This window comes from Dialister succinatiphilus YIT 11850, assembly GCF_000242435.1.
GTDB lineage: Bacteria > Bacillota > Negativicutes > Veillonellales > Dialisteraceae > Dialister > Dialister succinatiphilus.
The window spans coordinates 1,071,955-1,084,221 of sequence record NZ_JH591187.1 but is presented as its reverse complement, the minus strand read 5'-3'; the positions used below and the strand labels follow the sequence as shown (position 1 = coordinate 1,084,221).

The 12,267-nt window shown below is 49.5% G+C and carries 10 protein-coding genes; 9 read left to right on the top strand and 1 reads right to left on the bottom strand.

What is annotated here, in order from left to right; translation table 11 throughout:
* Window positions 1-39 precede the first annotated feature (39 nt).
* The gene (locus HMPREF9453_RS04705; RefSeq protein WP_008859423.1) at window positions 40-1,503 is read right to left on the bottom strand and encodes a carbon starvation CstA family protein; all 1,464 of its coding nucleotides are present in this window, start codon (window positions 1,501-1,503) and stop codon (window positions 40-42) included.
* Between the two features lie 808 nt (window positions 1,504-2,311).
* Between HMPREF9453_RS04705 and rplM the strand changes: the two genes are divergently transcribed.
* From rplM to HMPREF9453_RS04660, 9 genes are all read left to right on the top strand, one after another.
* The gene (gene rplM / locus HMPREF9453_RS04700; protein ID WP_008859422.1) at window positions 2,312-2,752 is read left to right on the top strand and encodes a 50S ribosomal protein L13; all 441 of its coding nucleotides are present in this window, start codon (window positions 2,312-2,314) and stop codon (window positions 2,750-2,752) included.
* Between the two features lie 22 nt (window positions 2,753-2,774).
* Entirely contained in the window at window positions 2,775-3,167 is a 393-nt protein-coding gene (gene rpsI, locus HMPREF9453_RS04695) for a 30S ribosomal protein S9 (protein ID WP_008859421.1), read from the top strand.
* Window positions 3,168-3,354: 187 nt separating this feature from the next.
* A complete protein-coding gene (locus HMPREF9453_RS04690) occupies window positions 3,355-4,842 on the top strand; it encodes a restriction endonuclease subunit S domain-containing protein (RefSeq protein ID WP_008859420.1) in 1,488 nt (495 codons plus the stop codon).
* A gap of 8 nt (window positions 4,843-4,850) precedes the next feature.
* On the top strand, window positions 4,851-5,450 hold the full coding sequence (locus tag HMPREF9453_RS04685; protein ID WP_008859419.1) for an XTP/dITP diphosphatase: 600 nt from the start codon (window positions 4,851-4,853) through the stop codon (window positions 5,448-5,450).
* Between the two features lie 146 nt (window positions 5,451-5,596).
* Window positions 5,597-6,364: an adenosylmethionine decarboxylase gene (gene speD / locus HMPREF9453_RS04680; RefSeq protein WP_008859418.1), complete on the top strand. Its 768-nt coding sequence runs from the start codon at window positions 5,597-5,599 to the stop codon at window positions 6,362-6,364.
* A gap of 33 nt (window positions 6,365-6,397) precedes the next feature.
* Window positions 6,398-7,609 (top strand): NAD(P)-dependent malic enzyme, encoded by a 1,212-nt coding sequence (locus tag HMPREF9453_RS04675; protein WP_008859417.1) that lies wholly within the window; start codon window positions 6,398-6,400, stop codon window positions 7,607-7,609.
* A gap of 376 nt (window positions 7,610-7,985) precedes the next feature.
* Window positions 7,986-9,503, top strand: coding sequence for a CCA tRNA nucleotidyltransferase (locus HMPREF9453_RS04670; protein ID WP_008859416.1), 1,518 nt, complete (start codon window positions 7,986-7,988; stop codon window positions 9,501-9,503).
* Window positions 9,478-11,448 carry a penicillin-binding protein gene (locus HMPREF9453_RS04665; protein WP_008859415.1) on the top strand — a complete coding sequence of 657 codons (1,971 nt, stop codon included), beginning with the start codon at window positions 9,478-9,480 and terminating at the stop codon, window positions 11,446-11,448. Before HMPREF9453_RS04670 ends, HMPREF9453_RS04665 begins: the two co-directional genes overlap by 26 nt.
* Before the next feature lie 325 nt (window positions 11,449-11,773).
* Window positions 11,774-12,267: UPF0236 family transposase-like protein (locus HMPREF9453_RS04660; protein ID WP_008859414.1), on the top strand; the 494-nt coding region annotated here is incomplete at its 3' end.

Genomic DNA, 12,267 nt, shown 5'->3' with positions numbered 1-12,267 from the left:
GCAATAAAAAAATCCCGCAGCTGCGGGATTTTTTATTGGTTATCCGTTCAGAGTAGATTCCATGGAGCTGTTGCATTCTCTTTCGGCATCTTTCTTGAAGACCGTTTTTTTCAGGAAGAGGAAGAGGCACAGAGCACCGAAGGCAATGCCTGCCGGGTAAGTAATGGATGGATCCAGCTGGAAACCTTCCTTGGCCTGCAGAATGTAGGTAAAGGTCACTACAGACATGAATGTGGCAGGGATGCAGGCCATGAGCCATGCATAGCGGTTTGCACACTGATGATACAGATAAACGGAACCAGTCCACAGAACAATCATAGCAAGGGTCTGATTGGTCCAGGAGAAATAACGCCATACAATGTTGAAGTCAATCTGGGAAAGGAGACCGCCGATAGCCAGCAGTGGAACAGCCAGGCAGAGACGCTTTACCGTTCTCTGCTGATCAATGTGGAACCAGTCAGAGAGAGTCAGGCGGGCAGCACGGAAAGCGGTGTCGCCGGAAGTGATGGGGCAGGCGATAACGCCCAGCATGGCCAGTACCGCACCGATACCGGTACCCATGTAGCCTACGCAGATGTCATACACTGCGCCGCCGGGGCCGCCGGCTTTCAGGACAGCCTGCAGTCCGCCGGTACCATCGAAGAAGGTGACGCCGGCTGCTGCCCAGATGAGGCAGATAATGCCTTCGGCTACCATGGCACCGTAGAATACAGGACGGCCAAGGCGTTCATCCTTCAGGCAGCGGGCCATAATAGGAGACTGGGTGGAATGGAACCCGGAAATAGCACCGCAGGCCACGGTGATGAACATGAGTGGCCAGATGGGAAGCTGGTTTTCGCCGGGATACATATTGGCCAGAACCATTTCAGGCATGACATGACCGCCTACGCCCATGAGCATGCCGCCGGCAATACCCAGAGCCATGATGATCAGGCAGATACCGAAAATGGGGTAGAAACGGGCAATAATTTTATCAACAGGAAGAAGAGTGGCCAGGAAATAGTAAACAAGAACAACCAGAAGCCAGGGGAGAACCTGCCAGCCCGTAAGCTTGGCAAGAAGCATGGCCGGGCCGGTCATGAATACGGTACCTACCAGTACCAGAAGGATAACGGAGAAGAAACGCATAATGGTGAGCATGGTGTGTCCCATGTGGCAGCCTACGATTTCTGAGATACTGTGGCCGTCTTCCCGGATGGACATCATGCCGGAGAGGTAATCATGGACGCCGCCGGCAAAAATAGTACCCAGCACAATCCAAAGATATACCGAAGGCCCCCAGAGAGCACCGCCCAGAGCGCCGAAAATCGGGCCAAGGCCTGCAATGTTCAGGAGCTGGATGAGAAATACCTTCCACGTGGGAAGAGGCATGTAGTCAACACCGTCATTGTGTATGAGGGCAGGTGTCCTGCGGTCCGTAGGTCCGAAAAGCCTGTCCACGATGGATCCGTAAATTAAATAGCCGGCTATGAGAGCAGCCAGGGCAAGTAAGAAAGTGGTCAAGGAAATGCCTCCTTAAAAATTGGTACGATGTGGATTTTCAAGACATAAGCCCTGAGAATCCGCAGTGAATACAATAAAAAAGAATATAACCGCTATCCTCTGTCATCCATCTCCTCTCGTTTTGAAGCATTATGACTACATGTTATAGATAGTTCACATTATGAGTATTGCTCATATACAATGCCCTTTGCTTCTGATTGATTGCTTTCTACGCATAAAAGAATACAACGGGAAATAAATTTCGTCAATAGGCGAAATAGAATATACTTTTTACGGAATTGAAGAAAATAAGAGTAATCGATTTCTGCTATGCCTTGAAATAATACAAACTTAATTTGCTATGATTTAGAGTGATAGTTTAATAGAATGGATGCAGTCGGAAAATTCTTTATATAATACATATATAATTACAGACAAAAGGATAAGAAAAAGAAGGAGGCTACACCAGTAATTGATATAAAATGAAGAACGATATGGTTATAGAAACATTATATAACAAAGATGTTCTTTGACTGTTTCCCGGTGACTGGGAAATCTGGCCAGAAGAGGAGGAAATATGGTAAAGTATCATAAGTGATACATATAGCCAGCCGTTCTCCCGGGGAAGCAGGGAGACTGGTTTTACCCCAATCCCATTCCCCATTCCCCAGTCCCCAATCCCCGCCAATAAAAATATATAAAAAAATATTTGACAGTGCTATCAGAAAAGGTTATAATACTCCTTGTGAGATTTGTCCGGAAACCACTAGCCCCGGAGGAAGGACGATGTCTTGCGGTTCTGTTTTTTATTCAGGAGGAATCATTTACAATGAAAACCACATTTATGGCCAATGCGGGCAACATTACCCGTAAATGGTATATCGTAGATGCTGAAGGACTGACCGTTGGCCGCCTGGCTGCTAACGTTGCCAAAGTTCTTTCCGGCAAAAATAAACCTACCTACACACCGCATGTTGATACCGGTGACAATGTCATCATCATCAATGCAGACAAAGTCATTCTGACAGGCAAGAAAGAACTGAAGAAAGTTTACTTCCACTACACCGGCTATATCGGCGGTGACAGATACCAGAAGGCAGGAGATGCTCTTCGCGAAAGACCGGTATGGGTTGTTGAACACGCAATCCGCGGCATGCTTCCAAAGAACAAGCTCGGCGCCCAGATGTATCGTAAACTTCATGTTTATGCAGGCAGCGAACATCCGCATGCAGCACAGAAACCTGAAGAATTAAAGTTTGATATCCGTTAACCGGAAGGGAAGGAAATAAGAAATGGCAGAAGCTACATACTACGGCACCGGCCGCAGAAAGACATCCGTTGCCAGAGTCCGTCTGGTACCGGGACAGGGTAATATTACAATCAATGGCCGCGATCTGAAGGATTACTTCGATCTGGCTACTCTTGAACTGATTATTAAACAGCCGCTGGAACTGACAGGAACCACCTCCGCTTATGACGTAATTGCCAACGTCCAGGGCGGCGGCCGTACAGGTCAGGCCGGAGCTATTCGTCACGGCATTTCCAGAGCACTGCTGGATGTAGATGCAGACTACAGAAAAGTACTGAAGAGTGCAGGTCTGCTTACCCGTGATCCAAGAATGAAAGAACGTAAGAAATACGGTCTCAAGAAAGCAAGAAAAGCAAGCCAGTTCTCCAAACGTTAATCCGTTTCCGAATGGCAGAATGCCCATGGTTATCCATGGGCGTTTTTATTTTAGGGAAAAGATGACTCTGAAGACTTGAATTTCTGGAAAGTGGATTTTGAGAGCTCTGGAATTCCCTCTATTGGAAAAGTAGCCTTTTTCATGGCCCATGTCGTATAATATTACATATATGTACAGGAGGAAAAAGATGATACCGGTAATGACAATGGAAGATATCCATGATGCGACAGAGACATTTGCCAGATATGGCGTGCCGGCGGACCGTATTTTCAGTGAAATCATGCGGGCACGGTACCTGGATTATGTCCTTTTTTTAAATCCATCTAACCAGCAGTACGGCATTTCGATTGAAGATTTATATGACAATATGAAACAGACCGCGGAGAAGCTGGGCATGTATGAAGGAGATGCGGATACCTATGTCCGGGTATACACCCTGGCACTCCGGGTGGATCCTATGGTATTTGCGCCCGGCGTTTCTCCCATGACTGATGAAATGAAGGCACTTGTGGAATATGGCATAGAACGGGCGGAAAAGTCCGGCAAGACCGTGCTTTTTTCCGGCGTGGAATCCTATCTTCCCTATGCTGGAAGGCTGTGGGACAAGCTGGCCGATAAACGGCTGGCCTTTGTAGTGAAAAGCTCCCTGTGGAAGAAAAGACTGCAGCTTCTGTTTCCTCGCTGTCGTTTCCTTCTTCCCGAAGACCTGGCCCATGATGAGGTGAAGTATGACTATATTTTCCGTGGTACCGGTGAAGGCCAGGGCGAAGAAAGGCAGCTTCTTCCCCTTCTGGCAGAAAAAGGCTCCATGGACTGGATTCTTCCCTATGACCATTTCACGGCCTCGGGAGACATTCCAGACGGTATAAGAAATGATGTCCGCAGGGACGGCCGTCTTTCCGGCTATTTTGATCTGGCCATGGGAGAAAGGGAATATGCCTTCCTTTGCTTTGATTACGGCAAAGAGGGCGTATCCATTGGAAATATGGGATTTGCAGAAGGAAAATGCGCTTTCTTTGAACAGCTTAAGATGCCATTATCCGCTTTTCAGGAAGCCGATGAATGGAATTACGATGTCTATGCTTACAATGCCTCTCCGGCGCTGCAGGCCATACTGGCAGGAAATATCCTCCAGATGGAGCATACGCTGGGGAAGGAATTTGATGAAGTGAAAAAGGAGACGATTCCTGCCGGAAGATATCAGATTCTTGAGGCAGAAGCAGTAACTGACTCGGAAATCCTGAAGAATGAGGAAAAACCTGTAGTTTGGGACGAGCCCCGGGAAGGCATCCTTCTTAGAGAAGGCGACCTGGCTCTGACCCTCCATAAAGGGCAGTTCCATTTCATTCCTGTGGGAAAAGGGGAGGAATATGTGGCAGGAAAGGGAGTTTTCGGCTTGCGGATGAAAGGGTGGTATACACCCTGGTTCCTGAAACTCTACCTCGACGGTCCAGTGGGCCGGCTTTTCCTGGAAACCATGAGAAGCGGAGAAACTTATACTTTTTCCCTGTCCCGCCTTCTTCGTGTGCCTCTTCCTGTATCGGATAGACAGAAAATGGAAGATATCACGGAAAACGCTGCAAAGGCAGTTTCCCGACTGGCAGAGGCAGAGCAGAACTGGCGCAGAGTCAAAAGAGAATCGGTAGGTATGATGATGGGTCATTCCACCATGTAGGAGGCATTATGAAGATCGTACTTGCAACCCATAATCAGGGGAAAATCAGAGAATTCAGGAAAGCCTTTGCAGAAATCGGCTGGGAAGCCCTGCCGATAGCAGAAGTGGCGGATGTGGCAGAGCCCGAAGAAACAGGCACAAGTTTTAAAGAAAATGCACTGCTGAAGGCCCATTATTATGCCAAAGCAGTGAAACTTCCGGTACTTTCTGATGATTCCGGCATCATTGCCGATGCCTTAGGTGACAGGCCTGGTATTTATTCTGCCCGCTATGCCGGTGTCCACGGTGATGATGAAGCCAACAACCGGAAACTTGTTGAAGATCTGAAACCCTATACAGGAGAAGACCGCAAAGGACGCTACGTATGTGTAGTGGCTCTGGTCTGGCCTGATGGAAAGGAAATCACGGCAGAAGGAACCTGCGAAGGCATCATTCGGGATTTCTACCAGGGAAAGGGCGGCTTCGGCTATGATCCCCTTTTCTACCTGCCCCGGTATGGGAAAACTATGGCGGAACTGCCGATGGAAGAAAAAAATAAAATCAGCCATCGTGGACGGGCTCTCCGTTCCCTTTTGGCCAAGCTGAAGGATTCAGCCCTTTCCCGGTAATGATATGTGATTGAAAAGCATAATGATTATACTTTTTTATACTTAAAAAGTATACTTATTTCCGGACTATTTCAATTTATATAACCTTATGATATAATTTGTGTGTTCCATCCAAGGAACCGTTGAGGGAGGTGACAGTTTACTTCATGAAAAGGAGTAAGCTTAAACTTTACGGATTCAACAACCTGACAAAAACCCTGAGCTTTAATATGTATGATGTGTGCTATGCCAGCACCGAAGAAGAGCGGAAGAAGTACATCGCCTATATTGACGAACAGTACAGCGCCGAAAGACTGACCGGCATTCTTCAGAAAGTGGCAGACACCATCGGCGCCCAGGTGCTGAACATTGCCCAGCAGGACTATGATCCCCAAGGTGCCAGCGTAACCATGCTCATAGCAGAGGAAGAGGTGGAAAAGCAGGATGTGGTGGCCCATTTGGATAAGAGTCATATCACTGTCCATACCTATCCGGAAATGCATCCCCAGGACGGCATCTGTACCTTCCGGGCAGACATTGATGTGTCCACCTGCGGGAAAATTTCACCGCTCAAAGCCCTGAATTTCCTGCTCCGTTCCTTTGAAGCAGACATTGTCATTACGGACTATCGGGTCCGGGGCTTTACCAGGGACGTGAAGGGAAAGAAAATCTTCATTGACCATCGGATCAATTCCATCCAGAACTACATGGCGCCGGATCTGCGCCATGCCTATGATTTAATTGATGTGAACGTGTATCAGGAAAATATTTTCCATACCAAAATGCTTCTTCATGATTTCAAACTGGACAATTACCTTTTCGATATGACGGAAAAGGATTTTTCTCCCAAAGAAGTGAAGAGAATCCGCCGCCTGCTGAAACAGGAAATGTATGAAATTTTCAATGGCAGGAATATGCCTGCCATTAAAGACTGATTTGTATTCTTTTTTATTACAAGGAGGAAAAGAATGGATACAGCAGAACTGAAGAAAGAAGCCATTGCGCTTAGAAAAGAAAAGCACCAGATGATTAAGACCGCCCTGAATGCGGATATGAAAAACGGCCATGACCTGGCTATCGTATACACCCCTGGCGTATCTGCACCATGTCTTGAAATCAAGAAGGATGAAGACCTGTCCCTGGAAATGACTTGGAGGGGCAATGTGGTAGCTGTTATTTCCGACGGTACCCGCGTACTGGGCCTGGGCGACATCGGTGCTGCTGCTGCCATGCCTGTTATGGAAGGCAAGTCCGCACTCTACAAGAGATTCGGCAATATTGATGCCATCCCCATCGTTCTTGACACCAAGGACAAGGATGAATTCATCCATACCGTGAAACTGTTGGAAAAGAACTTTGCCGGCATCAATCTGGAAGATATTTCCTCTCCGAAATGCTATGACATTGAAGACGAACTGAAGAAAATCATGAATATCCCTGTATTCCATGATGACCAGCATGGCACCGCCATTGCAGCTCTGGCTGCTCTTCTGGGAGCTCTCAAAGTCACCGGCAAGAAGATCGATGAAATCAAAGTCGTTATGAACGGCGCCGGTGCAGCAGGCACCGCCATTGCCCGCCTCCTTCTGGAAGACGGCGTGAAACCGGAAAACATGACCGTTCTTAACTCTAAAGGCATTCTCTACGACAATGGCAAACGGGACCGGGTACAGCTGGAACTGATTCATAAGACCAATCCGGAAAACAAACAGGGCACTTTTGCTGAGGCAGTAAAAGGGGCCGATGTACTTATCGGCTGCTCCGCTCCCGGCGTATTCAATAATGATGCCATCAAGACCATGGCTGACAAGAGCATCGTATTTGCCATGGCTAATCCGGTACCGGAAATCATGGAAGAAGAAGCCAAGGAAAAGGGCGTATACATCTATGGTTCCGGCAGAAGCGATATGCACAACCAGGTGAATAACTCCTCCGTATTCCCCGGCCTCTTCCGCGGTGCCCTGGACGTCAGAGCCCGTCAGATCAACGAGGAAATGAAACTGGCTGCTGCCCATGCCCTGGCTGACCTGGCTACTAAGTGCCAGCTGGATCCGGACCATGTGGTGGTAGACGTATTTGATGAAAGAGTACCTCATGAAGTGGCAAAAGCCGTTGCCAAAGCAGCCATTGCTTCCGGTGTTGCCAGAGTCACTGAACTTCCCGAGCAGTATAAAGACTGATTGAAGTTTCAAGTAGAAAAACCCTGCAGAGTGTATGACACTCTGCAGGGTTTTTCTAATGGGGGAAAAAATTGAAGGCGCTAGGGGGGCAGCCTTCCTGCCAGGTGGCATTTAGCTGCAGAGAGACGCTGTCAGCATGTTCTGTGCATTCTGCATGAAAAGCGCAAGCTGGCCAAAGTCTGCCCTTAGCCTGCCTGTAAAGAGCCTTTCCTGTTATACCCTTTGCGCCCAAAGGAAACGGGCTTGATACAGGCTTTGCTCTACGGCTCTGCCTGCGGCCCCTTTTCTCACCTGACTGAAAAGTATATAATAAGATATACGACTATTGACGTCCCCGGGGATTCCTGCCGGACGCCGGACAGGAAAGGCTTTTCTTATGAATCTGATTAACCGCATGGTTTCCTGCCTGCGGGATAAGGGCTTCCGGGACCTTCCGGAGGATGAACGGGCAGGGAAAATCGATGAAGGGGCGCTTGCAATCCTTCGTAAACTGAATGAAGAGGGGAAAGAGGCCTATGTGGTAGGAGGCTGTGTCAGGGATCTTCTCATGGGTCTTGTGCCCCATGACTGGGATATCACCACCTCTGCCCGGCCGGAGGAAACCATGCGCATTGCCAGGGCTGCAGGCTGGAAGGCCGTTGACGGTGGTGGACGGCGTTTTGGTACTGTCATTGTGGTGAGGCATGGGAAGAACTATGAAGTCACTACTTTTCGCCGGGAATTTTATGGAGCCGATGCTCACCGGCCGGAGGAAGTTTCTTTTTCTGACAGTCTGAAGGAAGATGTAAGCCGCCGGGATTTCACCGTGAATGCCATGGCGCTGGATAGCGATGGCTGTCTCTATGATTACTTCCATGGACTGGAGGATCTGGAGAAGAAGCGGCTCCGCACCGTTGGCCCTGCATCGAACCGGTTTAACGAAGATGCGCTCCGCATGTTCAGAGCCTGCCGCTTTTTGGGGCAGCTTGATTTCATGGCGGACAAAAGTCTGGTGGAAGGCATGAAGCGTGTCTTTCCCCGGGTGGAAGGCCTTTCTCTGGAACGGGTGAAGGAAGAAGTCAACCGCCTCCTGGTGACGTCCCATGCTGCCCGGGGGCTGGACCTCATGGTCAGAAGCGGGCTCAATGAAATGAGCTGTCAGGTGAAAGAAAACGGCGCTTCCAGAAAAGTACCCATTCTTCCAGAACTTTCTCATCTGGTAGGTCTCCCCCAGCAGAAAGAATTTCATAAATTTGACGGCTGGTACCATACGCTGGCAGTGGTGGATGCATCACAGCCTCTTTTACTGAACCGCTGGGCGGCTCTTCTTCACGATGTGGGAAAGGGCATGCCCGGTATTCGGGCAGTGAGGAAAGGAAAACTCACCGATTACGGCCATGACAGGGAAGGTGCCCGCATGGCCCGGGAGATACTCTCCCGCTGGCAGATGCCTTCCGATTTCACAGACCGGGTGGTATGGCTGGTGGAAAACCATATGAAATTTCATTATTTTGCCAATTTCGAAGAAGCCGATGCACTGAAATGGGTGAGAAGTCTGGCAAGAAATAAGACCTTTCGTTCCTCTGCCGACATGGCAGAAGCCTTTCATCAGATGACAGACCTGGGAAATGCAGATATCATTGGCTGCGGACGGTCCCTTTCAGACACTGCCGGGCACAGTGAATTCGGACGGTACATGGAGGAAGTGTCTCTTTCTGTACCTGTGACCACCCGTGAACTTCATTACGGAAAAGATGTACCCCGGCTTTTGGGAAACCTGGTGGGAGAAGGAATGCAGAATCTCCTTCTGCGGGTGCAGAATGGAAATCTGGAAAATAGTCCAGCCGCCCTTTATGATGCGGCGGTGAGATTCAAGAGGAGAAGGGAACATGAAAAAGGAACTGCCCAGGAATAGGATGAGAAAGCGAAGCGTCAGGCTTTCTTTCATCCTCTGCATCATCGGCGGTCTCCTGCTTCTTCGTCTTATGTGGGTGCAGATCATAGAGGGCCACCATTATGAAGAAATGGCGCTGAACCAGACAGAAGGGGTGCAGACCCTCTATTCGCCCCGTGGTACCATTTATGACAGGAATGGCAGGGAACTGGCTTTTTCCATTATGGTGAAATCTTTTTATGCCGATCCCGGTACCATGAATGTAAGCCCTGAAGAGGCGGCTAAAGAACTGGCGCCTCTTCTTCATCAAAAAGAAGGGGATCTGGTGAAGGATTTATCCCAGGACTCCCGCTTCGTATGGCTGGAACGGGTGATGGATCCGGAAGATTCGGATAAGGTGATCGCCTTGATTAAGGAAAAGAAATGGAAAGGTTTTGGTTTCTTTGATGAAAGCCGCCGTTTCTATCCCAACGATTCCATGGCTGCCAATGTGCTTGGCTTTGTAGGCCTGGATGATAAGGGACTGGATGGACTGGAAATGGCTCTGGATGAACTCATCCGGGGCGGGGCAAATAAGCAGCACATCCTGACTGATGCCAGGGGCAATCCCATCCTGAAATCGGCCATGGCACCCTACAGGGCCAAAAAAGAAAAGTCCGTGTACCTTACCATTGACCAGAATATCCAGTTCTATGCGGAACGGGCTCTTGACCGTGCCATGACATCCACCCATGCTTCCGGGGGAATCATCATTGTCATGGATCCAAAGACAGGGGCCATTCTGGCTTTAGGAAACCGACCCACCTATGACCCCAATCATTATGACAAGGCGACGGAAGCGGAATTCAAGAACCGGGCCGTCGTGGATATTTACGAACCGGGCTCTACTTTCAAGCCTATCATCGCATCGGCGGCTCTGGCAGCAGGCACCTACGATACAGAGCGGGTGTGGCATGATCCCGGCGCCGTATGGGCTTCGGGCCATGCCATCCGGAACTGGAACGATGAGTCCTATGGCGATGTGCGGCTGGTGGATATTCTGAAATTTTCCATTAATACAGGATTTGCCCATGTCGGTCTTCTGACCGGCGGCGAAACACTGACCCGCTATGCCAAGGCCTTTGGCTTCGGCAAACCTACGGGCATTGAACTTCCCGGGGAGGGAAGCGGCATCCTTTTTGAACCGAAGGATATGCGGCCCATCGACGTGGCCACCATGTCCATCGGTCAGGGCATTGCTGTTACGCCGCTGCAGATGGTTCAGGCCTACAGCGCCATAGCCAACGGTGGCAAAATGGTGAAACCTCATATTATCCAGTCCATCAAGAATGCTGATGGCAGCGATTACAAAGTGACGCCGGTGGAATACAGCGGCGATCCTATTTCTAAAAAAGTGGCTGATGACGTGAAGGACATGATGGAAAAAGAAGTGTCCGAAGGCGGCGGTGCCAACGCCAGGGTGCCGGGCTATCATATGGCCGGTAAAACCGGCACGGCTCAGAAACTGGACCCGGTGAACGGCGGATACCTGAAAGGGCAGTACATAGCCTCCTTCTGCGGATTCGGTCCTACGGAAGATGCCAGGGCCATCTGTCTTGTAGTGCTTGATACGCCAAAGGGAACGTACTACGGCGGCCAGGTAGCGGCGCCGGTATTCAAGGAAGCCATGACCCAGATCATGCGGTACCTGAAAATTCCTACCCTGGATGACCAGACTATTCATGCCAAGCCGCAGGACAAGCCCATCGAACTCTACAAACCCAGCCTTCCTCCGGAAAACGCCAGAGAATTCCGCCTTCCCAGCTTTACCGGCTGGTCCATGCGGGACGTAGGCGAATGGCTGACCCGAGCCGGTCTGGGCTTCCAGCCTGAAGGCAGCGGTTATGCCGATAAACAGGAGCCGGGCATTGGCAGCCGGGTGAAACGGGGAGATAATGTAAAGGTTCACTTCTCCCATCATGATTAAATAGGCCAGACCCCATAAAAAGCAGCGCACCTCCGTCAGAGGGTGCTGCTTTTTTGACGCATCCTGCGGCGTGAGCCTCTACGATAACCGTGGGGGACCAATAACTGTCAATCTTAAGAACCCTTTCATTCACAATCCTTCTATAGCCTGTCTGTGTCAGCAGGTCACAGCCTGCGGCGAAGCCGCCGCCATACCCTTCGGGGCTTAGTGTAAAATTTTACTCGGTAGGGGAATTTTTCCAGAAACAATAAAAGAGGAAAGCCTCCCCTTGAGTGGAAATGTTATAATTTCCGTGCACAAATAAAACAAAGAAAGGGCTTTCCTCATGGATATTATAACAAAAACTGGAGAAATTTGGAGTGAAAATGCAATTGGAGCAGTCATTTCTATCATCAAGGAATCTGATGATTCTATTGAGTCTGAAAGGAAGCTAACTCATTGGCTCACTGAAATGAACTGTCAGCTTATAGCTATGGCCCTGGCGCGTATTGACACTGAGCTGTATCAGATTTACAAGGTACAGGGGTGGCGTGTGGCACGCCGGGACTCTAGGACGATTTGCTGCCGCTATGGAGAGCTGACCTATGCTCGAAGACTTCTGCAGAAAGATGGGAAGAGCTTCTATCCCCTGGACCGTAAAATGGGCTTTGAGCCCAGAAAACACTACAGCTTGGGAATGATTGAGCGGATTGTCGAAGCTGTCGCAATTACCACATCTCGCAGTGCCAGCGAACTCCTGCAAAGCCTGGCAGGGATTACCATCTCCCATCAGTCCGTTATCTCACTCAAGAATTATGCCGGTAAGAAGGCAAAGGCTTA

Excerpts from the sequence above, each read along its gene's own strand:
- rpsI (WP_008859421.1), top strand. The coding sequence starts at position 2,775 with ATGGCAGAAGCTACATACTACGGCACCGGCCGCAGAAAGACATCCGTT.
- rplM (WP_008859422.1), top strand. The coding sequence starts at position 2,312 with ATGAAAACCACATTTATGGCCAATGCGGGCAACATTACCCGTAAATGG.
- HMPREF9453_RS04685 (WP_008859419.1), top strand. The coding sequence starts at position 4,851 with ATGAAGATCGTACTTGCAACCCATAATCAGGGGAAAATCAGAGAATTC.
- HMPREF9453_RS04675 (WP_008859417.1), top strand. The coding sequence starts at position 6,398 with ATGGATACAGCAGAACTGAAGAAAGAAGCCATTGCGCTTAGAAAAGAA.
- speD (WP_008859418.1), top strand. The coding sequence starts at position 5,597 with ATGAAAAGGAGTAAGCTTAAACTTTACGGATTCAACAACCTGACAAAA.
- HMPREF9453_RS04670 (WP_008859416.1), top strand. The coding sequence starts at position 7,986 with ATGAATCTGATTAACCGCATGGTTTCCTGCCTGCGGGATAAGGGCTTC.
- HMPREF9453_RS04665 (WP_008859415.1), top strand. The coding sequence starts at position 9,478 with ATGAAAAAGGAACTGCCCAGGAATAGGATGAGAAAGCGAAGCGTCAGG.
- HMPREF9453_RS04690 (WP_008859420.1), top strand. The coding sequence starts at position 3,355 with ATGATACCGGTAATGACAATGGAAGATATCCATGATGCGACAGAGACA.